The sequence below is a fragment of the Pedobacter superstes genome, from assembly GCF_037622515.1.
Lineage (GTDB): Bacteria > Bacteroidota > Bacteroidia > Sphingobacteriales > Sphingobacteriaceae > Paradesertivirga > Paradesertivirga superstes.
Window position 1 is genome coordinate 121,825 of sequence record NZ_JBBJCN010000006.1, and the last position, 25,530, is coordinate 147,354.

Below are 25,530 nucleotides of genomic sequence, written 5' to 3' on the forward strand. Positions count from 1 at the left end.
TTATTAAACAATCGCTATTCAACACGTATGAAACAATTATTTTTACTGGTACTGCTGTTTATAACTGGCAACAGTATTTTCGCCCAGTCGGGGCGTGAGGTTAGTGGTGTGGTACGTGATTCTGCGGGACTAAGTGTTATAGCCGCGACGATAAAACTAAGTTCTGCTAATGATACATTATTAACACGCACGGATATCGACGGGCTGTTTAGCTTTCGAAGTGTTAAATCATCCCAATTTGTAATAACAATCAGCAGCCTGGGTTATTCCGATGTGATTAAAAGATTTTTATACGCTGAGGGAACAACTCCGCTAAAACTGGAACCCTTTGTATTAAGACCACAAAGCAATCTTTTAAAAGAAGTTGTGATTTCCGGAGCAGCACCAGTTGTCGTTAAACAAGATACTGTAGAGTACCGGGCAAGTGATTTCCCGGTAAGAGAGAATTCTGTGGCCGAGGACGTCATTAAAAAACTACCCGGCGTAGAAGTAGATAAAGACGGCAACGTAACTACTCAGGGCAAGAGCGTTACGAGAGTACGGGTAAATGGAAAAGATTATTTTGATGGCGACTTAAAAACAGCCACTCAGGGATTACCTGCAGATATTATTGAAAAAATTCAAATAGTAGATGACTATGGTGACCAGGCTAACATCACAGGTATACGGGAAGGCGAAGCCGATAAAATTATAAACATTACCATCAGACCCGACCGTATGAAGGGAAGCGTAATCAGCGGAACTGCCGGAGGCGGAGATCAGGAACGCTATATCGTATCTGGCCAGGGACAGTTTATGAACAACGATCGCCAGCTGGACCTGCGATTAAACTCTAACAATACCAACACTTCTCCCTTTAACTTTGGAGGAGGAGGAGGCCGCGGATTTGGCGGTGGTGGCGGAGGTGGCCGTGGTGGTGGCGGTACCGGTGGTGGTGGCGGCGGATTTGGCGGTGGCGGATTTGGTACACCCGGAGGGATAACCAATACGACAGCCGGCGGACTTAATTACAGAGACAATTTGGGTAAGAAGGTCGCTATAAACGGTAGTTACCGGTTTAATGTCAGAAATACGAATGCGATTTCAAACAGTTTCGGAACGTCTTATTTTAGCGCAGATTCTGTAAAGTTTAACACTTCTGCTGATTCTGAAAGCGGTAACAATAATCATAGTGCCAATTTCAATTTGGAATATGCAATAGATAGCTTAAACTACTTTCGGATAACCCCCTATTTTAGTATCGGCTCAACCGATTCTGATGGATCAACTAATCTTAGGCAGGAATATTCTACCGGGTCCCTGGAAGATCAGTTCACTGATCAGTTTAGCAATTCCAATAGTCCTTCGTTTGGCGGTAATCTTATTTATAATCACCGGTTCAGAAAATTAGGCAGGAACTTCTCTCTCGGATTAAACCTTAATGATTCTGATAACGACAACGATCAGGATGTGATTGATCGTTTTACTTATTATAACCCTAATGTTGATTCCACATCTCACAGACTTATAGAAACAAGCAATAAACGATTTAACTCTAATGCTAACGCAACTTACAGTGAGCCTCTTGGCAAGCATGGCCGTTTGGATTTCGGTTATAATTATTCAATATCCGATTATAAAAACAGTCGTATCACCAATGTCTATGACGGAGAAATCCCTGTCATAAACAATGCATTAAGCAATATATACGATTACTCATTTACGACCAACCGATTTAGCTTAAACTATAGATTTGAAAGACCAAAACTTTATAATTTTACTGTTGGCTTAACAGCTCAGCCGACATTACTAAAAGGATACTCCTTAACCAATAATGTGGCTTCTAAAAGGGAAGGCTTTAACTTTTTTCCTACAGCACGATTTGATTATAGTTTCGGCCGATCCAGATCTTTAACTATCAACTATAATGGAAGAAGTAACGAACCAAGTTTTAATCAAATTCAACCTGTGCGTGATGTTTCAAATCCATTAAGACCTATTGTAGGTAACCCAGGGCTAAACTCGGCCTTCACTCAGTCAATTAACATCAGGTACAACACAACAGATCCCTCTTCAGGCTTATTTTTCAATACCGGCATTTTCGGAAATCTGACGAATAATCAAATAACAAGGGATATTGTAAGATATGAGGAAGATATATTGGTAGAAGGACAGGCTACTAAAAGGACCATTCAGGAAACAAGGTATTTAAATACTGATGGCTATTACTCAACAAATGCCTTTTACTCATTAGGAAAACCTTTTGCAGAAAGGAAATACCGTTTATCGTTAAATGGAAATGTCAGGTATACCAATGACGTTACATTTACCGACAGCCAAAAAAATATTGGCAGAGACTGGACTCTGTCTCAAAGCCTTCGCTTACAAATAAATCCCAATCAGAATGTTGAAATATATCCAGCCATTGGTTACCGGAGAACATTTTTAAACTACACATTATCAGATAATGCTGATACTAAAGCCAGCACATGGAATTACGATCTGAACGGCCGTTTGTTCTTCCTTAAAACTTTCATTGTAGGTTTTGATATAAGTAAAAATATTAATAAAGGATATCGCTCTATACAGGCAAATCCACTTATCATTAATGCTTATCTTGAAAAACAGTTTTTTAACAAACGCGGAACATTCAGAATACAAGGGTTCGATTTGAAAAATGAAGGCACCGTTCTTGGAATATCCCAGAATGCTAATACAATAACCAGTAGCCAGACCAACCGCCTAACCAGGTATTTTATGGCGACCCTGAGCTTTAGAATTCAAAAGTTCCCGGGAGGAATGCAGCCAAACTTTGATAGTGAAAGAGGAGAAAACAGGGGCAACCGCGAGGGACAACAGCCCCGGGGAGATAGGGGAAACTTTTAAAATTAAGCAGCTTCATCGCTGCTTTTTTTAGCTTATGAAAAAACGTTTAGTCACCTTAGTATTGTTATTGCTTTCGGTTTTTACTTTTGCCCAAACCCGGGAGATAAAGGGGCTTGTGCAAGACTCTTCGGCTTTAAGCGTGATTTCTGCAACTGTAAAGCTCACCAGCAGTAAGGATACCCTGATATCAATCACTGATATCGAAGGAAAATTTTCTTTTCGAAGCGTAAAATCACCTGAATTTTCTCTTACCATAACGAACCTGGGCTTCATGCCCTATACCAAAGTATATTCATTTAGTGCAGCGACCCCTGCAATCAACCTGCCTGTGATCATTATGGCAGCCAACCCAAACCAGCTGAGTGAAGTGGTAATATCGGGCGTTGCTCCGGTTACCGTTAAAGAAGATACATTACAATTCAATGCTGCAGCTTACCCGGTAAGCGAAGGCTCTGCTGTTGAAGAGGTGCTGAAGAAGTTGCCTGGCATTGTTGTGGATAAAGATGGCAATGTAGAAGCCGAAGGAAAGAAGGTCGCCCGTATCAGGATCAACGGCAAGGATTTTTTTGGAGGCGATGTACAGACGGCCACTCAAAACTTACCTGCAGACATTATTAAAAACATCCAGATAATTGATGATTATGGGGATGAGGCAAACCTTACGGGAGTGAAAACGGGAGATCCTGAAAAAATCATTAATATTACCATACTACCGGGCAAAAACAAAGGATCATATGGTAATGCGGGTCTTGCCGGAGGCAATATAGAGCGATACTCCGGTAATTTTAATTTAACAAATTTTTTAGAGGAACGCAGGTTTGCAGTACAGGCACTGGCGAATAATCTAAATCGAAACGGTTTTAATTTTGACGGGGGTGGCCGAGGCGGAGGCGCAAGGGGCGCGAATTTTGGAGGTGGATTAACTAACGGAAACGGCTTTACTAATTCTCTTTCAGCAGGAATTGACTATCAAAATATTTACGGTAAAAAAATAAACTATGGTGGAAGTTACAGCTATGCCGGGACTAGCAACAATGCATTAAGCAATTCTTTTACCCAAAGCTTCAACAGCAACGATACAACATTAAACAAACGCGATAATAACAGTACCTCAAAAAATCTCAACCAGCGATTTACCGGAAATTTTGAGTATCGGGTAAACAAAGGTAATTACATCAAAATAAGCCCTTACTTTTCATACAACAATTCTGAAAATACCAGTGCCGGAGTATCCCGCTTAAGCCGTTCCAAATACTATACCTTTAACAACAATACTTCCGCGAACAACTCTCTTGCGCCCAACTACGGTACTGATTTGATTTACAGCTACAAATTCAAAAAGAGAGGACGAAATCTCACCTTAAATACCTCTTTAAATTTTTCCGGCAGAGAGCAGAACCGCGATTCGTATAATATCTACGACCGTATCGACTCTAATAAAACACCTGTTAGCATAACAAATACTATCCAGGATCAGTTTAATGGCTCGGACAACCAAAATATGCGCACGAATATTAAGGCGGCCTATAATGAGCCTATAGGAAAAACCTCGTTTCTGGAGTTCAGCTACGCATGGAATAAGTCCGATTCCCGTAGTGTCAGAGATGTAGTCGATACAAACCCTGTTACAGGAGAAGAAGTTTACAATTCCCTGCAAAGCAATGATTTTAAATATCAGTTCACTACTAATAGAATTGGACTGAGCTTTCGTGGAAGAAAGCCAAAATATAATTACACGGTTGGTGTTGTCGCTCAACCTTCTTTATTAACAGGACAAAACATAGGGAAGAATGTACATACTACTAAAGAAAACTTTAACATAATACCTACTGTTCGTTTTGCCTATAACTTCTCCAAAACACATTCTCTGACCTTAAATTATAATGGATCCAGCTTTGAACCTGGTTTTCAGCAATTACAACCACTGCGCGACAGTTCTAACTTAAATAATATAATAGTTGGAAACCCTGAATTGAACGCTGAAGTTACTCACCGGCTTAGTTTTAATTACCGGAAGTCTGACTCAAACACCCAGGCGGGAAAACTCTTTGTAGCTAATATTTCCTTTGACCAGGTATACGATAAAATTGTTAGCAGCTTGTACAATGCTAAAACAGGAACGGCCAGAACCACAACTTACCAAAACACAGATGGTTTTTTTGGAGTGAACGGCAATATATCCTATACCCATCCATTTGCCAGGCGCAAATACACTGTTACCGTTGCCAGTGTAGGTAATTACAACAACAGCGCCTCCTTTACAGATGATTTCAGAAATGAGGGAAACAATTGGACCATAATGCCCAGAGCAAGCTTCAGGATGGATATAAAAGACATTGTGGACGTTAATCTGGCTGCAGATTACCGGCTTAGAAAGTCGAAAATTGTGTTTGAAAACCGGACCAACCAGTCTGAAAGCAAGACTTTAAACTTATCTATGGGCGGAAGAAATTTCTTCTTTAAAAAATATACTCTGGGCTACGACTTCACCAAACAGCTTAATTATGGTTATCAGTCAATAAGCAACAATCCCAATTTGCTAAATGTGTACTTTGAACGCAGGTTATTAAAGCAAAACATGGGTACATTACGCTTGCAGGGCTATGATCTATTTAACCAGAATGTCGGGATTTCACGTGTAGTAAATGCCAATAATATAACCGATAGTCAAAGTAACAGATTAGCAAGATACTTTCTGGTTTCATTTAATCTGCAGGTAAGAAAATTTACTAAAGGAAGTAAAATGCCTCCTTCTGAATAAAACCTCGAATCTCCAATTCAGTCTTTATTCTACCTGGCCACTAACAGTTTGGGGAACCGGGAAAAACTGTATTCCTTCTCCCGTCTTAAAAATCGAATTAATCGTCACAGGCAATCGGCCGGATGCCTGCATCTGATTACTTAACACCTTTGCAGCTGCTACCTGCATTTCATCACTGTTTTGATAATTGATTAATAAAGACTTGCTCTTCTCTATTCCCGGCAGTCCCCTTAAAGTATAAGGGTTTGCGAACAAACATGTAACGGTATTTAACTTAGCTAAATCAGCGATAAAGGTTTTCAATTCGTCGTTATAATCCAATGAACTTTGAGGCCGCTTTCTGTAATCGTGAACAGCTACTATGATTTGGTCGAAGCTACGCAGATCCCTGGTAACATTTTTAATATCGGCAGCTGAGGCGATTTTGGATAATATAAAGCTTGTAGAATTATTGAACTTTTTTTGCATTTCCTTTTGGAAAAGACTTACCTCCGATACCCCCAGACTAATTATAGCAGTTTTCCGGCTTGTATTAAGATCCTTTATTAAACTGTCGCTTTTCAAAACCGTAACGGCCGCATCGGACAAGCGCTGATTAAAAGCATTCGCTTCTCCCCCATTTAAGTCTTCGAACACATTCGTTGTTGAAATCTGCGCCGGCTTGTTTAATCCTGCCCAATATTTAGCAGCAAGTATTTTCTTAACGCTGACATTAATTTGGTCCATGCTTAATCGTTTTTCGCGGACAGCTTTTCGCACGAGCTTTATGGCCCTTGGGGTGTTTTCGGATAGTTCAATCACGTCGTTGCCTGCAATTACTGCCCGTACATCAGCTTCACCTTCAGGAAAAAATTTAAGCACACCTTTCATTTCCATGGCATCAGAAAACACTAAGCCTCTAAAACCCAATTGTTGTTTTAGTAAGCCCGTAACTATCGGCTCAGACAGGGTAGATGGCAAATGAGGGGTGTTATCCAGAGACGGTATACTCATGTGGGCAACCATAACGCCGGAAGCTCCCTGCCGGATAAGTTCTTTAAACGGAAATAATTCAAGTGAATCAAGCCGCTCTTTTGTGAAGTTTAATACAGGTAAATCATTATGCGAATCTACGTTGGTATCACCATGTCCTGGAAAATGTTTTATACTTACTAAAATTCCGGCATCCTGAAGTCCGCGCATATATGCCGCGCTTTTCAATGCAACATTGAATTTATTATCGCCAAACGAACGATAGTTAATAACAGGATTATTCGGGTTATTATTCACATCCACCACGGGTGCAAAATTAATATGCATTCCCAGACGTTTAAAATCTCCCGCAATCAATTGACCCATTCTGTATATCAGGTTTGTATCCTGAATAGCTCCTAAGGTCATTTGATAAGGATAGGATATTGTGCTATCCAACCTCATTCCAAGCCCCCATTCAGCATCCATGGCAATTAGTAAAGGAACCTTCGAAAAGCTCTGGTAAGCATTTGTAAGAGCTGCCTGCCGGCCGGGACCTCCCTGAAAAAAGACTAAGCCCCCTACTTTATTTTTTTTTATAATTTCCGCAACAGACTGCTCGTACGCTTTTCCCTTATCGGTATGAGCGCGTAAAAAAAACATCTGTGCTATTTTTCCTCTGCGATTGAGCTTCTTAAAAACAGAATCAACCCAAAGCTCCTGTTCAGAATTACTTTCTGTAAAACTTTTTCTTACCTGTGCAGTGGATGCAAAAGTTGTAATGAGGGAAATTATCAGAAGAAATTTTAAACGCATAATGTGTGTTAAGAAAGAATTGTATTTAATTCAATACAGATAAAGGTAAGCACTATAAATCAAACAAATTTTATTCAAAGGTGTTTTGTGCTACAAGCCTTTTCAATTAGTAAGGCACACAATTTATAATACAAACATTAAAAACACACAATTATGAAACGAATACTTATTTTATCGTATGTGCTGATTACTGCCCTCACGGCAAATGCACAATCACTAGGAGCAAGAGTTGGAGTAAACTTTTCTAACATCATTAAAACAGGAGATAGTGATTTTGAAACCGACTTTAAGCCAGGCTTACATGCGGGAATAACTTTAGACATTCCCTTGGTAGACCGTTTATCATTTGCTCCCGAATTAATGTTTTCCCAAAAAGGATACAAAACTAATGGATCGAGTCTTTTAGGTGGAGACAACGAATACTCGGTAACAACAAATTTTATTGAGGTTCCGATTCTTCTTAAAATTAATGCGGCGAGCGGTTTTAATATCCATTTAGGTCCGCAGGTGTCTTTTTTAACCTCTACTACTGAGAGCTTTAAAACCGGATCAGATGAGTATAAAACAAAGATTAAAGAAGAGAATGACAATCTGAAGAAAAACATTCTTGGAGGAGTAATCGGAGCTGGCTTTAATGTCGGAGCAAGGACCAGCCTTGTAGCCCGTTATGCACTTGATTTTCAAAAAAACAATGAAGATGGAAGTTCAGAAACTCCTCTTTATAAAAACCAGGTAATCCAATTAGGATTAGGATTTAAATTCTAAGGTTGATCTCTAATAAAAAAGCCGTTTCATAAAAATGGAACGGCTTTTTGTTTTGGTTAAATATGAACTGCCTTTGGCGGGTATTTTTGTTATTTATCCTCTGTTACATCTTGGCAACATCTCTTGTATTTTTCACCAATCCGATTCCAGTAAAGAAAAATATTACTCCCAATACAGCAAATACTATAAGTTCACGTGCGGATTCTGAATTTTGAGCAAATCCTACTGCTGCATATATCAATCCAACTATACCTAGTATGGTTAGAATAGTCCCGAAGGTTCTTTTTAAATTCATAGTTTATGTATTTAAATGGTATAGTGCAAAGCTCCTGCCAATCGTTCAATAACCAGATTTTAATACACATTTTCTCAAAAAATTACCAGATTTTCACACGCTCATTTTCCTTTCTATACATTTTATCTCCCGGCTTAATATCAAAAGCTTTATAAAACTCTGGCATATTTGACAATGGTCCGTTCACCCGATACATCTCAGGAGAATGTGCATCTGTAGTAATACGCATCCGTAAACGCTCGTCACGATCCTTAATACGCCATACCTGGGCAAAAGAGAGAAAAAATCTCTGGTCTGGTGTCAGACCATCAATAGCGTCATTGCCCTTTCCCTGCTCAGTTAATCTGAATGCTTCATAAGCGATGGCCAATCCGCCAATATCTGCTATATTCTCACCAAGTGTTAATTGTCCGTTCACTGGAAGATTGTCCAATACTTTATAGCTATTGTACTGTTTTACCACCACATCAGTCCTTTTTTTGAACTTTTCCGCATCTTCCTTGGTCCACCAGTCTTTAAGGTTCCCATCTTTATCGTATTGCCGTCCCTGATCGTCAAAACCATGAGTCATTTCATGGCCTATTACAGCACCGATTGCTCCATAATTAATGGCATCGTCTGCCTTATAATCAAAAAAAGGAAATTGCAGTATTCCTGCCGGAAATACGATCTCATTAAAAGCGGGATTATAATACGCATTTACGGTTGGGGGGCTCATAAACCACTCTAACTTATCCACAGGCTTACCCAGCTTGTCGGCCATTTCTTTGTAGTCATGGCGTTCAATACTTTTCAGGTTCTCGTAGAAAGTATTCCGGCCAATCTCGACGTCATCGTATTTTTTCCATTTATCCGGATAGCCGATTTTCTTAACAAATGTGTTTAACTTCTCCAGGGCACGCTGTTTGGTTTCAGCGCTCATCCAGTCGAGATTTTCAATCCTGGATTTATAGACCTTTTGAAGATTATTAACGAGAGCCATCATGCGCTCCTTTGCGTCGGAAGGGAAATACCGTTCCACATAAAGCTGACCTAATAGTTCACCCAGCCCTGCGTCGGTTTTGTTAACCATTTGCTTCCACCGTTCCTGCTGTTGTTTCTGGCCATTTAATACTTTACCATAAAAATTGAAACGGGCATCCCTGAAATCTTTACTTAGAACAGAGGCCGAAGAATTTAAAGCCTCAAATTTTATTTTGTTCTTCCAAATTTCTAATGGCTGAGTTTTTAAAAGACTGGACAAAGACTTGTAATATTCAGGCTGCCCCACCAGGATAGTATCGGTCTCAAGTTCAAGCTTGCCAAGTAAATTTTTCAAATCAAGGTCCGGAACTTGCTTTTGAAATTCTGCTACGGCGAACTTATTGTAATTCTTTACAGGATCGCGTAATTCTACAGGTGTTGAGTGAGATTTTGCAATTTCAGTTTCTAGTTTCAAAATAGTTACTGCCGTTCTACGCGACGATACAGAGTCTGAGCCCACCAGCCTAAAAAGTTTGGAGATATAGTCGACATATTCTTTGCGGATATTTTGAGTAGCCGCATCTGAATTAAAATAGTAATCCCGGTTAGGCAAACCCAGGCCGGTTTGCTGGAAATTGACCGCATTCTTAGAGCTAATTCTATCGTCAGGACCGATATAAAACGATAACAAAAATTTATCGCCATTTTTAAAATTGTCAGCCGCAAATCCTAAAAGTTCTTTATACGTTTTTATATTCTCTATTTTATTAAGCAAAGGCTTAACCGGCTCATATCCCCGTTTATCTATGGCCAGGGTATCCATACCTGATATATAAAAATCGCCGACTTTTTTCTCTGCAGAGCTTCCATGATTCTCTCTGGCAGAAATCTCTTCTAAAATTCTACGCAGGTTTTTAATATTATCATCGTAGAGCGTATAAAAGGATCCCCAGCCAGTTTCCGAAGCGGGGATTTCAGTTTTTTTAAGCCAGGCGCCATTAGCATAAAGGAAAAAGTTTTCTCCGGGGCTAACGGCAGTATCCATACCTGATTTATCAAAGAAGACACTTCGCTCCGGAACATCGGAAGTTGAAACATTCTTTTGGCTGCATGCCGCAATAAATATTACAGGCACAGCCAGGAAAAAGAAACTTTTCATTTTATTCATAGGTCATTTTTATACTAAAATTAAACGCAGATTATATGACTTCTTCGCAGAAACATATTTTAAACCTAAGATCACGAATAACCCCGGGTCATTTTTGCAACTCTTTCCTCTAAAGATTCTGTTGTGAGTTTCTCACGCAAACGATCCACCATAATCGGAAAGGCAAAAGGCGTAGGCTTCCGGCATTCGGTAATAATAACTTTTAAATTTCGAATTCGTTTTAACGCTTCTCTTAAACGAAATTCCTCCAATTGAAATTGCAATGCCTCATTATATGCCTGCCTGACTAATACATTATCCGGTTCGTATTCATTAAATACATCAAACAATAAAGAAGTTGATGCCTGGAGATGCCGGTTCTTCATTGTTCTTCCCGGAAAACCAGTAAATACCAGACCAGCGATATGCGCAATATCTCTAAATCTCCGTCTGGCCATTTCATTGGCGTTTAAACTATGCTGAATATCTTCTAACAAGTTATCAGACGTAAATAAATCATTTTTTATGGCTTGCTCCAGGGGGATTTCTTCGTCACTAAGTAATTCAAACCCATAATCATTCATTGCTATTGAAAAGCTGGCGTTTCGAATCCTGGCTATCCGATAGGCAAATAATGAGGCCATTCCTTCGTGCACCAATCTTCCCTCAAAAGGATAAAAAAATAAATGATAGCCGTCTTTAGAATCAAACTTTTCGATTAAAAACTCATCTTTCATGGGCAGATGAGATAAGTCGGCCTGCATATCAAACAAAGGCCTCAGCGTTTTAATCTCGATGTCCTCTTCTACATGATGCGCCACCTCATCCAGCTTTTTGCGAAACATGGCCGACAATTGTGAGGAAAGGGGAATCCGCCCTCCCATCCAGCTTGGTATACGTCCATTTTTTTTTGGAGATTTTTTAACAAAAGCCGTCATATCTTTTACCTTCACCAATTCCAGACTTCGCCCGGCAAACCAAAAGCTGTCGCCGATTTTTAACCGGGCTATAAAGTCTTCTTCTATGGAGCCCAGATAACCGCCTGTAAGAAATTTAATCCGCATGCTAACATCCCCTACAATGGTTCCCATTGTCAAACGATGTCGAAGAGCAACCCTTCGGCTGTTTACTTTGTACAAACCATCTTCGATTTCTACTTTTAAATATTCGTCATACGCAGAAAGGGTTTTCCCTCCTTTTGTGATGAAATCAAGAATTTGTGTAAAATCTTTTCCACTCAAATCCGCAAAAGCATAGGTAGTTTTTATTTCTTTAAATACCTCTTCCGGCCGGAAACCATTGGATACTGCAAGTGTCACAAGGTATTGTGTGAGAACATCCATGGCCAGTAAAATCGGATCGCGTGACTCAAAAACCTCTTCAACGATAGCCTGCTTGATCGCTGCTCCTTCCAAAAGCTCCAGGGAATGTGTTGGAACAAACCATGCTCTGGATATTGCGCCCGGATGATGCCCGCTTCGGCCTGCACGCTGCATAAAACGAGCTACTCCTTTAGGGCTTCCGATCTGAATAACCGTATCAACAGGCCTGAAATCTACTCCCAAATCTAAGCTGGACGTGCACACAACTACTTTAAGCATTTCCGCATGCAGAGCATTTTCAACCCAATTACGTAGCTCATTATCCAGAGAACCATGGTGCATTGCCATAATACCAGCGTATTCAGGATATCTGTCGAGAATTGCCTGGTACCATATTTCCGTTTGCGAACGGGTATTGGTAAATATCAGGGTAGTTTTACTTTGCGCCACAATTTCCATTACCTGCGGAAGTAACTTGATACCTAAATGGCCGGCCCATGAAAATTCCTCAATATTTTCGGGAATAATAGATTGGATAACTATCTTTTTATCAAGCTTTGCACGGATCAGTTTTACCTTTTCTTTTCTTACATCATTCCCCAGCAAAACCTGTGCAGCCTGATCAAGATTGCCAATTGTTGCACTGATGCCCCAGATTTTCAGACTTCCGTTTCCGGGATTTAACTTCGCCGCCTGACGGCTTAAAAACTTAAGTTTTGATAATCCTAACTCTAATTGTACCCCGCGTTTTGTTCCAAGCAATTCGTGCCATTCATCTGCAACTACTACCCGCAAATTTTCAAAAACCTTCGGATAATCTTTCTGTGCCAGCATGATGTGCAAGCTCTCGGGAGTTGTGAGTAAGATCTCCGGCAGCCGTTTTTTTATTGCCGCCTTTTCTTTTGCAGAAGTATCTCCGGTTCTGGCCGCAACTGTCCATGGCAGGTTTAAATCATCTACCACGGTTTGCATAGCTTTTCGGATATCATTAGTAAGCGCCCGCAAAGGGGTTATCCAAAGCATCAGCAATCCGTTATTCTTTCTTTTTTGATAATCTTCCGGATGATTATTAATGTATTCCGCCACAAACGGCAGAAACATGGCGAAGGTTTTGCCGCTTCCGGTGGGTGCGTTCAGTAAGCCGGAATAGCCCGACAGAAAAGCACTTTCCATTTCTTTCTGAAACGTAAATTGATGCCATTCCTTTTTCTCAAACCATTCGGAAATTACAGTTTCACCTTTCATTAATCAGAGTCGCTTAACATTGCTTTAAGAGTTTCAATAGTATCTGCCTCTTCAATCTTTTTATCCTGTCGCCAGCGTAAAATTCTCGGAAATCGTAAAGCGATACCAGATTTATGACGGTTTGAACGGCTTATTCCTTCAAACCCTATTTCAAAAACCAACTTGGGTGTTACTGTTCTAACGGGACCAAATTTTTCGAGGGTATTTCTTTTTACAAACGCGTCTACCTGTTTAATTTCCTTATCGGTTAAGCCGGAATATGCTTTTGCAAACGCAACGAGCTTATCACCGTCCCAAACCGCAAAGGTGTAATCTGTATACAAATCCGCCCTTCGGCCATGCCCTTTTTGAGCGTATATCATTACCGCATCTACAGAAAGCGGATCAATCTTCCATTTCCACCAGTCGCCACGCTTACGGCCTGTCTGATAAATAGAATCAATCCTTTTTAACATGAAGCCTTCGGCGTGATTTTCCCGGGCTTGTAAACGAAGTTCGTATAAATCCTGCCAACTACTGAATTCGACAACAGGGGAAATACGAAATGTCTCTTTATAGGGATTTAACTCATGCAATTTTTCTAACATAGACCGGCGGTGCTTAAAAGGCATGGAGCGAATGTCATCGCCATCGAATTCCAGACAATCATAAGCGATAAATGCCATCGGACTTTCGGCCAGAATCTTTTTGGATAAATTCTTCCTTCCGATTCGTGTTTGAAGCACATTAAAGGGAAGCGGCTTATTCTCTGAAAGGCAGATTGCTTCACCGTCAAGAACAGTTCCGTCGGGCAGCTCAGAAATAAACGCATGCAACTCCGGAAATTTTTCGGTTGCAAGCTCCTCTCCCCTGGTCCAGATAAAGATTTTCCCTTGTCTGAAGATAACCTGCGCTCTGATGCCATCCCATTTCCATTCTGCCTGCCAGTCGTCGGTACTACCCAAATCCTGTTCAATTTCCTCAGCGGATTTCGCTTTGTCGGAAGTTTCCTGAATGGCATAAGCCAAACAAAAAGGATAAGGCCGGGAAGCATCATCAGATGCATCTTCTTCTTGTATTAAATTATGAAAGCTGAAAGTTTCAGGATCCCAGTTTCCCATAATACGATGTGTTAAGACATTTGGCGTTAAGCCAGAGATTTCTGATAATGCTTTTACAATTAAACTTTGAGACACCCCTATTCTGAAACTTCCTGTAAGAATTTTATTAAACACAAAACGCTCCTGCTGATTCATAGATAACCACGAATTCACGAGCCATCCTTTACGTTCATCTTCTGTTAAAATCCCAAGTCCGTTTATTTCCCTTATCCATTCTGACAGCGATTTATCGTGATTGCCTGTTCTTTCGGGAAGCAACAAAGCAATAGTTTCTCCCAGGTCGCCAACCACCTGGTAACTTTCCTCAAAAAGCCACTGAGGAATATTGGCAATTTCAATTGCCCAGTTTTTAACTAATGTCGAATTTATTTGGCGCTTTGGTTTTCTTCCTGTAAAGAGTGCGAGTGTATGGATTTTATCTTCATCAGAAACGCTAATAAAATAATCCTTCAGAACCTCAACCTTTGCATTGGTCTTATTGGTTTCGTCGAGAGATGCAAATAACTGAGCGAAGTCTTTCATAAATCTTCCCCTCCCTCTTTATTTGAGGCCTCAATAACCTCTCCTTCTTCATTTACAACATCTACGGGCAACACATCTTCATCGGTGGCTTCATCTCCGCCATAATTTGTATGAGCCTCATGAGCATTATATCCACGTTCAGAAAGATAACGTGCAAAGGATGCCGTATAACCATGCGTAAGCCGGACACATTCACATTCAGTAGCGTCTATAGCTCTGATTAAGCCCTCCCAATCGGCATGATCGGATAGAACAAAACCCCTGTCGGCTGCCATGCGCCTTTTAGCTCCCCGAAGGGCCATCCAGCCTGAGCAATAACCAAATCCATAGGGTTGAAAACGCCGCAGCCATGGCGAGCCAAGAGCTGAAGGCGGACAAATAATAATACCTTTTTTAATATCTTCTTTGTTTATTTCAGGAGTAATCCGGCTTGCAAAAGGAAGTTCAATACCATTCCGTTCCAATGCGTCATGTGTGTTTGCTATTGCTCCGTGAAGAAAAATTTTTCCTATCGATAAATCTAAATGCTGAATTATTCTTTGAGCTTTACCTAAAGAGTATCCGGCAATAACTGTCGCTTTCCCTTCTTCAGCATTTTGTTTCCACCAATTATTTATATCCTGATGCACCAGGGGCGGATCTTTCCACTTATAAACAGGCATTCCGAAGGTACATTCAGAGATAAATGTATGACACTTAACTGGTTCAAAAGGGGTAGAAATTCCATCGTTTTCGAGTTTATAATCTCCCGACACAACCCACACTTCTCCTTTATACTCCACACGGATTTGAGCAGAACCGATAATATGCCCTGCCGGATGAAAAGAAATGAGGACCCCGTTTTTCAAAATCCGTTCACCATAAGCCACTGTTTGAATCTGGATTCCGGCTCCCAGCCGGTACTTTAAGACCTCGCGTGACAGATCGTGAGCCAGATAGCGTTTATTCCCCCATCGGGCATGATCGGAATGAGCATGAGTAATTACGGCATCATCAACGGGTTTCCAGGGATCGATGTAGAAATTCCCGGCTTCGCAATAAATTCCGCTATCATTAAACTGAAGCAAAGGTGTAGCCATGGTTTATAAACCATTAAAAGAAGGCTATAGTTTTAAAATGAAACCTGCATGAGCCTGCCCGAAAAGCAGGCGGGCTTTGTGCTCACAAACCGAAATAACCTTAGCGAAGCGTTCTCTTGAACACAGCTCATAAATATAACTAATGAAAAAGCCCGGCTTTGGGCCAGGCTTTTAAATATCATAAATAAAGCTTAGTACTTTAAGCTATACTTTCCGGTTTCTTTTAGCTGTATAAAATCGGCCATAACCTTCAGGCTTTCGTCCTGAATAAAATCGTTATCCTGTTTAGGAGGAACCTCTCCCTTTTTCAAAGGCGGAAGTCCTTGTAGTGCGCGACGCTGATTTGTACGAGCCAGGCTTACCGACTCCTGCTGATCTCTTTCATTTTTAAGCTGCATTTCATTAAGGGTTACCGAATTTTCATCTTCACGCTTCTTAAATTGTTGAATATCTTCTATTAAGTATTTATACTCAGTTGAAGTTTTCATACGCTGTTCGTGCTGTTTTACTAGCTGAGACTTCACCGGATTCAAATTTGCAACAGCACTGAATGTAGCCTGCTTTATCATATCAAAAGGTAAAGCAGAAGGCTCGGAGCTTTCACCATACTTTTCAGCAGGAAAAATCATAGGAAACTGAATATCAGGAATAACTCCTTTATGTTGTGTACTACTTCCGTTAATGCGATAAAATTTCGCCATTGTTAAATTTATCTGCCCATATTTAGGAGCTCCGGTATTTGATGAAGTTCCTCCCGCAGAACCTGCACCTGTCGAGTTTGATGCTGACCCGTTTTTTGTTTTGAGGATAATTTCATCAACCGTACTAATAAATCTCGACATATCTATGGCAGATTGGACTGTCCCTTTACCATATGTCTGAGTACCCATAATAACTCCGCGTCCATAATCCTGAATTGCTGCTGCAAAAATTTCTGAGGCCGAAGCACTGAAACGATCGATCATCACACCTACCGGACCAGTCCATGCGATTGAAGGATCATCATCCTGATTCACTTCAGTTTTGCGCATATCTTTAACCTGAACCACCGGGCCGGTTTTAATAAATAATCCTGTTAACTCAATAGCTTCTATTAATGAACCTCCACCGTTACTGCGCAGATCAATTACAATACCATCAACATTCTGTTGTTTAAGAGTATCTAAAATCAGCCTCACATCGCGGGTAGTACTTTTATAGTTTGGATCACCCGACTGATATGCTTTAAAATCAAGGTAAAATCCAGGAACATCAATTACACCTATTTTATAGGTCTTTCCTTCCGAAACAACTGTTTTGATTGTCTTTTTTGCAGACTGCTCTTCAAGGATAACTCTATCGCGAACTATTGCAATAATCTTAGGTTCAGAGGAAAGCTCTTGCCCGGCAGGAATAATTTTTAAGCGTACGGTAGTTCCTTTTGGACCTTTTATTTTTTGTACAGTATTATCAAGTCTCCACCCGATTATATCTACAAACTCGTCTTTGCCCTGGGCCACAGCAACAATTCTATCTCCAGCGTTTAATGTTTTAGCTTTAAATGCTGGTCCTCCCGGAACAACAGATGCCACTTTAACCACTTCATTCTCTAATTGCAAAGTTGCGCCAATTCCCGTAAAACTACGTGCCATTTCCTCATTGAACTCCTGAGCTTTGGTAGGCACCAGGTAATTACTGTGTGGATCAACGGATTGTGTGAAAGCATCCATTATTATCTGAAATGCGTCCTGACTGTTTGTTTTGGAGGCCTGGGAAACAAGATTCTCATAACGCTTTTTTAACGTTTCCTGGTTTTTTGAAATATCGCTGCCGGCAAGCTTAAGGTTTAAAAGATCGTACTTAACCCGCATTGTCCATAAATCATTGGCATCACTGGCAGAACTTAACCAGGGAAGTTTTTCACGGTTATACGTATACACCTCATTCGTATTGTAGACAAATGGTTTCCCGATCTGAGCAATCGAAAATTTCATTCTCTCCTGATACCTTTTTTGAAAAGTATTAAAAATTTGAAAGAAAACACTTAAATCTCCTTCTCGTAAATAATCATCCAAATTTGTACGGTGTTTTTCGAATTCCTTTACATCGCTGGCAAGCAAATAATTACGTGAAGGATCAAGACGTTTTAAATAGCTGTCGAAAATCACCCTGGATAATGAGTCATTTACCTTAACTTTTTTATAATTGTAATTCTCCATCACTTTCACCAATTCCTTAGCTACAACTTGCTGCTGAGGCTCAGGTGAAAGATTGTTAGAACCCTCGACATCGGTATTCACACGTAAATTAGCTTTGCAGGCAAAGGTTGCCACAATAAACAAAGCCAAAAATATTTTATTCAGCATCTTTTTGAACGATTTAAAATCCATTGTTACCTAACTCTATCGAATTCTATACCAGAGTTTATATTAAATAAAAAAGAGACAGTTTTGTTACTGCCTCTTCTGTAAACAAGTATATTTCAAAAATAGTATTTATTACCAGTATAAATTATCGGATATGAAATAAAATTGCTTTTTAAAGACAGGTGGAGATTATAAATTATTAGTTTTTATCCACGTTTCTCTAAACAAGCTGTATTGATCTAAAGCCGCTCCTGCTGCAGGATAATTCCCAAGCTGGCTATACGTTTCACCCAAATTGGCATTTATTTCGACAAGCTTAACCAGGTAGTTATTTTTCAAGGCCAAATCCTCTGCGCGCTTAAAATCCAGTAATGCTCCTCCATAATCTCCTAAAGCATTTTTCACCTTCCCTAAACCCGCCAAACTGCTTATCATGGCTTCGTTATTTAATAGCTTTACAGCCATTATCTGTGATTGAATATAGAACCATTTCGCCTCAGAATAGCGTTCCTGATGGAAATATAACTCTGCGAGGCTTTGAAAACATTTCATTCTACCAAACTTATTCCCAGTTCGCTGAAACAATGGAAAAGCTTTCTTTAGAATATAATATTCGCTTTCTTTAAATTTCCCCTGCTTAAACTTCATTGACGAAATATCAAGGTATGTTTGGGCGGCCGTCGCAGTTTTCTTAAGATTCAAATTAGCGCTAACAAAATACTCAGCAAATTTTATAGCAAGGTCATACTGACCATTCATCCTGTAAAGGGCTGCCAGATTTTCTGTAATTTTTGAAATGCCCGCATTATCTTTTAATATTTCTTTCAGTTTTAAAGCCTCATTAAAATAATAAACAGCCTTATCAGAATTTCCATACCTGCCGTAATAAACGCCATAGGTACTATATATAAGTGCCTGACTTTTTATATCTCCAATTCTGATATATCCGGCAAGTGCTTCTTCAAGAGTGCCGATTAAACGGGCATCCGGATTAACGGCAGTTTCGGTTTGAAGTAACAGTGCATTTAGAAGTATAATATTCTGACGATTAACAAAATCAGCTTGTTCGGTATTCTTCTTTTTTAATCTATCGGAAATTAAACCCTTTATTAATACCGCAGAATCAACAGGAGGAGGCAAAAGTAATACGGGAGGACCGATGAACGATTTCTGTTTGACAGACACTGTATCCGCAGAAAAAACAGAGCTTGAAACTAATGCCAGGAAAACTATACTTAAAAATTTTTTTATCATAAGGTACATTTTGCAGACCAGCCGCAAAGATAGGACTTACAACGTGTTAGATGGTATTCTTATTTTAACTTCCTTAAAATTAAGAATATAAGCAGAATAAGAACAAGTCCGGCGGCAAGGATTTTCACCATCCAAAAATCCTTTTTTACAGGAGACGCGGGAATTTTCTTTTCTATTACCAGCTTTGGTAATTCTATTGGCTTTGCTGTTCTTGCAGATTCCGCCCTGGCGAAAAAATAATTCGCAAGTGAATCTCTAAGCTCTGATGAATAGTCGTTTACACTTTCCGAACGGCTTTGACTGCCTGTTTTTTTATAGAAAACAGAAAACGCTTCCTCAACATTTGCCATCAAAAACAAATTTTTCAATTCTGAGGCTAAAGATTTTGCTTCCTTTAAATCGCGTTTGGCAAGATCGAAGTCGCCAATATCAATCTTCACTTTGCCTAAATTAACTAAGGACGAGATTATGGATTCAACATCATTTACGTTCCGTGACTCTGTGTTCGCCTGTATGAAAAACCACTTAGCTTCTGAATATCGCTTTTGATTGTAATAAACTTTACCTAAAACGTCAAAGCATTTTATGCGGCCCGCACGCGATCCTGCCCTACTGAGATATGGCAAAGCATTTTTCAGTATCAGCTTTTCGGCTTTTTTGTACTGCTTTTTGCGCCTGTAAATTTCAGCGAACTTAACATACGACAAGCCAAGGCCTGCTTTATCATTTAGTTTTTCGTATTGTTTAATTGCGGTCAAAACATTTTCTGTCGCATTGCCAAGGTTGTTTTGCGACAGTGAGATCTCTGTGAGCTGAAGTGAAACCTTTGCAGAAGATTTAAAGTTTTTAACATCTGCCAAAAGTTTTTTAGCACTGTTATAATGGTTGACTGCATCATTCCACGCTGCATTCTGCTCAAAAAATTTTGCCATCAGAATTAAAACATGGGCCCTCGAAACCTTATTTCCGGTCTTATCATATATTTTCTCTGCGGTAAGTAGTTCTGAAAATGCCTGCCTGATATTCCCGGCTTTCAATAAAGCAGCCGCACTGTCAACTCTTAAATCAGCACCCCGGTTAGCCGCCAGATTTGGCGTGCTTGATTGCTGTGCTTTATTTAAGAGCGCTGATGAAGGGGCTTGATTTTTCTCTTCTTTAGCCTCTTGCTGATAATCCCACGGATCTTTCGCCTCTGTGCTGTTGATTGCCGACGCGAGGCTACTAGTATCCCGGGCATAAATCCCACCGAAAAAAGCAAACAGAAAAAGCAGAATCAGAACACGAGCCATCAATAATATAAGCTTACAAATAAAATTAACTCACGCTAATAAGGATAAGCTTTCTGAAAATTTCAGAAAATTGAAGATATGCAAATTAATGAGACTTGAATGGATTGGCCAATTCTGGAAGATGCCAGCTAATATTCGCTAAACTGGCATTCGGGTTAAGATCGAAGAAAATGCTTAAATCCCGTCAGGATTTCGCCGATTATCCTGCACCGTGAAAGAGATTGCAAAATAAAAAGCTGTATCATCCTGAAAAAGTGCCAGAAAGAAAAACAGGGAATTAACTAAATACCACCGGCTCCTTATCAAAATATGCCCAAACCATGTAAGGATGAGAGTCTGTATGATAGATTTCGCCTTTTGAAGAGATACAAATCACACCGGCAAAACCATCAAACGGTTTTAATTCGCCAATTGATTTATCGCAGGCCTCCTTTAAACTGAACCCGTCAATCATTCGTGTAGCGATTTTCGCAGCCAATGCCCCGCTTACGATATCTTCGCCCACGCCGGTACAGGAGACACCCACAAAATCATTGGCATAATTTCCGGCTACGGTAGCTGAATCGCTCACGCGGCCTGGCATTTCAAAACCCTTTCCCCCGGTAGAAGTTGCCGCAGCTAACCGGCCATCTTTATCAATTGCCACACAACCTACGGTTCCGGTACGAACAGCAGCATCGCGTTTTTTTAGATACTGCTGTTTCCTGAAACCCGTTTCAGAATTAAAATAACCAAAGCCATTTACCCTGGCAAACTTCAACGCTTCTGCACCACTTAAAACTTTATCTTCAAAACTCAGCAGTTTTTCAGCTATAAAAATAGGGTTCTTAACATCCTCTATGTTGATAACCCCTGCAAACCTTTTGCTTACACCATCCATTAAGGAGGCGCTTAATCTGATCTTCCCGTCGCTTTGAATTTGAGATCCTAAACCTGCGTTAAATAATTCACAATCCTCCAGTAAAGAAACTCCGTAGGCTACCGTTTCCAACGAAGAATGGCTCGCTAAATAAGCATGAGCTTTTTCAACAACGTCTCCGAGTGCTCTTTGCTTTGCATGCTTCACTTCTTCACTATCCAACGACTCACTAAAAAAACCTCCATGTATTATAACTTTGGCTTCCATCCTAATCCTTGTCTTTCATTTTAAGATAAACTTCCTCTTCAACCTTTATTGCTTTATTAATAATGAGTTCATGCTTATGTAAATCATATTTATCGAAAATAGACATAACATGCACCTTTAAATTATCTATTGAAACTGGCGATCCAATTTCCACATCGTAAATACTGGTCTGGCTGATATACCGACCGTCTACTAAAATGGTTAGCCCTGAACCGATAGCTTCTAAACAAACGCCATCTGTGATTAATAATCCTGCATCTTCACCCAAACCGATACCTAACATTCCGGGGTTTGTAGCAACGGCATAAAACAATCTGCCAATTCTTCCCCGCTGTACAAAATGGGTATCCACAATTACATCATCAATAAATCCGAGCCCTCCCGTAATCTGTATTTCCCCTTTTATTAAAGCCTCACTGCTGCTTCCGCGATAAATCATATTTGATGAAGCCGCTGCGGCTCCCGCCGAGGTTCCCGCTATAATGAAATCCTCTTCGATATATCTGGTTTTAAGGATTCGTAAAAGATTGGTGCCACCAAATATGGCGGTCAGGCGCAGTTGATCACCACCAGAAAACATCACAACATCAGCATTTCTTACTCGCTCAAGTACTTCAGGATCGTTGGCCTGCTCCCGTGTCCGTATATCCAGAACATGAACATTATTTACCTGAAGCTGATTAAACGATTTAATATATTCCGCTCCTACCAGGTCCGGAATTTTTGATGCGGTAGTGATTACCTCAACTACAGACTCTGTTCCTTTTACAGATTCCGTTATAATGCGTCGCAAAATCCCCTTCTCGAAAAATTTTATATAATGGGGGTGGCTTATATTGTCGTTATAACTTAATGAGCTTCCTAAATCAACTGCACCACCGATAATTATGAGTTTTCCTTTTGGCACCATTTTTTTCACCTAGTTCTTTAAATATATCAAATATGTGCCCAATAAGTTTTTATTGTTGATGTAAAACTCTTTGTAATTTCTTATGGTTATCTATTTTATAAAGAGAAGCTCCACATTATTTTATGAAGATCCAAAGCATTCAAGCATTAAGAGGTCCCAATATCTGGTCGATAAGACGTCATAAACTAATACAAATGCGATTAGACCTTGAAGAGATGGAGCATAGGCCAACAAATGAAATTCCGGGCTTTCGCGATCGGCTTCAAAAACTTATCCCAAGCTTATATACGCATCACTGTTCTCCGGGCCACGAAGGTGGCTTTTTTGAGCGGGTAGATAAAGGAACCTGGTTAGGTCATGTGGTTGAACACATCGCCCTTGAAATTCAAACACTCGCGGGAATGGACACCGGCTTTGGAAGAACCCGGGGCACAAAAACGAAAGGCGTATACAATGTAGTATTTGAGTATATTGAGGAAAACGTTGGCAAATTCGCAGCAGAAAAAGCTGTTGCAATAGCTCAGTCGTTAATCAATGGCGATGACTATAATTTAGAAGCAGATATCGATGAACTGCGTAAAATACGTGATTCGGAAAGGCTTGGGCCCAGTACCGGAGCTATTATCGATGAAGCAAGCGCTCGGGGAATTCCATATATCAGGTTAAACTCCCAATCACTGGTACAATTAGGTTACGGGAAAAACCAGGTACGCTTTCGTGCAACTATAACTGATAAAACCAGCAGTATTGCAGTGGATATTGCGGGCAATAAAGAAGATACCAAGAAAATACTGCGCGAACAGGCGATACCAGTGCCTGATGGAGTGTCTATATCACGGGAAGAAGAGTTAAAAAATGCCCTCCGGGACATCGGCTTCCCCCTGGTCTTTAAACCCCTTAATGGAAATCATGGAAACGGGGCATCCATAAATGTTCAAACAGAACAGGATGCTTACGAAGCTTTTCGGTATGCACAAAAATATTCGCGCAAAGTTATTGTCGAACGATTTATTACCGGCTACGATTTCAGAGTTCTTGTAATAGATAATAAAATGGTAGCGGCAGCGAAAAGAGTACCGGCCCATATTACAGGTGATGGAAAAAGTTCAATTCAAACCCTTATTGATCTGGAAAACAGGGATCCGCGCAGAGGTTATGGCCATGAAAATGTACTTACACATATCACTATCGACAGGGATACTCTTGAATTATTTAAAAAGTACAAATACACCTTAGAAAGTATACCCCCAAAAGATGAAATCGTCTACCTGAAATCAACAGCCAATCTCAGCACAGGAGGCACCTCTATTGATGTTACTGACATGGTTCATCCTCATAATATATTTATGTGTGAGCGAATAGCGAAGGTTATAGGTCTTAATATTTGCGGAATAGATATTATGGCCGACAGCCTTTCGGAGCCTCTGGAAGAAACAGGTGGGGTTGTATTAGAAGTAAATGCAGCACCCGGCTTTAGAATGCATCTGGCGCCAAGTGAAGGGCAACCAAGGAATGTGGCTGCGCCAGTACTTGACATGATGTATCCGCCGGGCAAGTCTTCAAAGATTCCCATTATTGCCATAACCGGCACAAATGGAAAAACAACAACGACCCGCCTGATAGCTCATATTATTAAAAACAGCGGATACCACGTAGGATTCACCACCACTGATGGCATTTACATCCAAAACTCCTTAATGATCAAAGGAGATACAACAGGCCCGGTTAGTGCGGAATTTGTTTTGAAAGACCCCACCGTTGAATTTGCCGTGTTGGAAACCGCACGCGGGGGAATTCTTCGTGCCGGCCTGGGCTTCAATGAATGCGACATTGCAGTGATTACCAATATTCAGGAAGATCATTTGGGGATATCCGACATCCATACATTAGACGACCTGGCGCGGGTTAAATCGGTAGTGGTAGAATCGGTAAAAAACGACGGATGGGCAATTTTAAATGCTGATAACAAATATTGCGTAAAGGTGGGCGCAGAAACCAAACATTGCAATGTTGCCTATTTTTGCATGAGTGAATTAAATCCGGTTGTTGAGGAGCATTGCAAAGCCGGTGGTGTTGCCGCCTTTTGCGATAATGGATATTTTACAATCAAAAAAGGGGACTGGAAAATAAGAATCACAAAAACGAACCATATCCCTATCACGTTTAACGGTACCGTAGATTTTATGATCCAGAATGCCCTTGCCGCAACACTTGCAGTATTTTTATGGGGATTTAAAACAGAAGATATCAGAACTGCCCTGGAAACATTCTCGCCCTCTCATGCCCAAACTCCCGGCAGAATGAATCTGTTTGAATTTAAAGACTTCAAAATATTGGTTGATTATGCACATAATCCCGATGGACTAAAAGGCATTCAAGGGTTTTTAAATACCGCAAACGCATCATTTTATACAGGTGTAATTGCTGGTACGGGAGACAGAAGGGATGATGACATTCGGGAAATGGGAAGACAGGCCGCCAAAATGTTTGATGAGATTGTGGTATGTCAGGAAAATTACCTTAGGGGAAGAACCCGGGAAGAAATCGCTTCACTGATAATTGAAGGCGCCCTGGAGATAAACGCAAATATCCCTCACAAAATAATGGAGAACAGCACACAAGCCTGGGAATATGTTACTAATAAAATCAGACCGGGAGAATTGCTGACAATAACAAGCAGTTCCATCCATGATGCATATCAAAAAGTAAAGCATCTTCAGGATCTGAATCTGTATGAAAAGATCTAAAAAAGTTAAGGCAAGTAAAACAAATCGT

At 40.3% G+C, this 25,530-nt stretch carries 15 protein-coding genes; 4 read left to right on the forward strand and 11 right to left on the reverse strand.

All coding sequences use genetic code 11. The features are described from left to right. Nucleotides 1–27: 27 nt before the first annotated feature. Complete coding sequence (locus WG906_RS16265; protein ID WP_339993902.1) at nt 28–2,865, forward strand: outer membrane beta-barrel protein; 2,838 nt, start codon at nt 28–30, stop codon at nt 2,863–2,865. Nucleotides 2,866–2,899: 34 nt separating this feature from the next. After that, entirely contained in the window at nt 2,900–5,626 is a 2,727-nt protein-coding gene (locus tag WG906_RS16270; RefSeq protein ID WP_339993903.1) for an outer membrane beta-barrel protein, read from the forward strand. Between the two features lie 24 nt (nt 5,627–5,650). Here the strand turns inward: WG906_RS16270 and WG906_RS16275 are convergent, their stop codons facing one another. Further along, complete coding sequence (locus tag WG906_RS16275) at nt 5,651–7,393, reverse strand: glycoside hydrolase family 3 protein (protein ID WP_339993904.1); 1,743 nt, start codon at nt 7,391–7,393, stop codon at nt 5,651–5,653. A gap of 153 nt (nt 7,394–7,546) precedes the next feature. Between WG906_RS16275 and WG906_RS16280 the strand changes: the two genes are divergently transcribed. Then, nucleotides 7,547–8,158 carry a porin family protein gene (locus tag WG906_RS16280; protein ID WP_339993905.1) on the forward strand — a complete coding sequence of 204 codons (612 nt, stop codon included), beginning with the start codon at nt 7,547–7,549 and terminating at the stop codon, nt 8,156–8,158. Nucleotides 8,159–8,261: 103 nt separating this feature from the next. Here the strand turns inward: WG906_RS16280 and WG906_RS16285 are convergent, their stop codons facing one another. The 10 genes from WG906_RS16285 to WG906_RS16330 all read right to left on the reverse strand — a co-directional run bounded on the left by WG906_RS16285 (nt 8,262) and on the right by WG906_RS16330 (nt 22,755). Beyond that, nucleotides 8,262–8,453 carry a hypothetical protein gene (locus tag WG906_RS16285; protein ID WP_339993906.1) on the reverse strand — a complete coding sequence of 64 codons (192 nt, stop codon included), beginning with the start codon at nt 8,451–8,453 and terminating at the stop codon, nt 8,262–8,264. An 82-nt stretch (nt 8,454–8,535) separates the two neighbouring features. Then, entirely contained in the window at nt 8,536–10,575 is a 2,040-nt protein-coding gene (locus tag WG906_RS16290; protein WP_339993907.1) for a M13 family metallopeptidase, read from the reverse strand. An 80-nt stretch (nt 10,576–10,655) separates the two neighbouring features. Next, entirely contained in the window at nt 10,656–13,130 is a 2,475-nt protein-coding gene (locus tag WG906_RS16295) for a ligase-associated DNA damage response DEXH box helicase (protein WP_339993908.1), read from the reverse strand. Beyond that, nucleotides 13,130–14,752 carry an ATP-dependent DNA ligase gene (locus WG906_RS16300; RefSeq protein ID WP_339993909.1) on the reverse strand — a complete coding sequence of 541 codons (1,623 nt, stop codon included), beginning with the start codon at nt 14,750–14,752 and terminating at the stop codon, nt 13,130–13,132. Before WG906_RS16300 ends, WG906_RS16295 begins: the two co-directional genes overlap by 1 nt. Then, complete coding sequence (locus WG906_RS16305; RefSeq protein ID WP_339993910.1) at nt 14,749–15,831, reverse strand: ligase-associated DNA damage response exonuclease; 1,083 nt, start codon at nt 15,829–15,831, stop codon at nt 14,749–14,751. The genes WG906_RS16300 and WG906_RS16305 overlap by 4 nt, the downstream gene beginning before the upstream one ends. A gap of 191 nt (nt 15,832–16,022) precedes the next feature. Then, the gene (locus tag WG906_RS16310) at nt 16,023–18,176 is read right to left on the reverse strand and encodes a carboxy terminal-processing peptidase (RefSeq protein ID WP_339993911.1); all 2,154 of its coding nucleotides are present in this window, start codon (nt 18,174–18,176) and stop codon (nt 16,023–16,025) included. Nucleotides 18,177–18,365: 189 nt separating this feature from the next. Beyond that, the gene (locus WG906_RS16315; RefSeq protein WP_339993912.1) at nt 18,366–19,430 is read right to left on the reverse strand and encodes a tetratricopeptide repeat protein; all 1,065 of its coding nucleotides are present in this window, start codon (nt 19,428–19,430) and stop codon (nt 18,366–18,368) included. Between the two features lie 59 nt (nt 19,431–19,489). Further along, nucleotides 19,490–20,719: a tetratricopeptide repeat protein gene (locus tag WG906_RS16320; RefSeq protein WP_339993913.1), complete on the reverse strand. Its 1,230-nt coding sequence runs from the start codon at nt 20,717–20,719 to the stop codon at nt 19,490–19,492. Nucleotides 20,720–20,996: 277 nt separating this feature from the next. Continuing rightward, nucleotides 20,997–21,845: an isoaspartyl peptidase/L-asparaginase gene (locus WG906_RS16325; protein WP_339993914.1), complete on the reverse strand. Its 849-nt coding sequence runs from the start codon at nt 21,843–21,845 to the stop codon at nt 20,997–20,999. 1 nt (nt 21,846) lies between these two features. After that, complete coding sequence (locus tag WG906_RS16330; RefSeq protein ID WP_339993926.1) at nt 21,847–22,755, reverse strand: cyanophycinase; 909 nt, start codon at nt 22,753–22,755, stop codon at nt 21,847–21,849. A gap of 122 nt (nt 22,756–22,877) precedes the next feature. On the opposite strand from WG906_RS16330, the gene cphA reads away from it, so the two are divergent. After that, complete coding sequence (gene cphA, locus WG906_RS16335; protein ID WP_339993915.1) at nt 22,878–25,502, forward strand: cyanophycin synthetase; 2,625 nt, start codon at nt 22,878–22,880, stop codon at nt 25,500–25,502. The last annotated feature ends 28 nt before the right edge of the window (nt 25,503–25,530 follow it).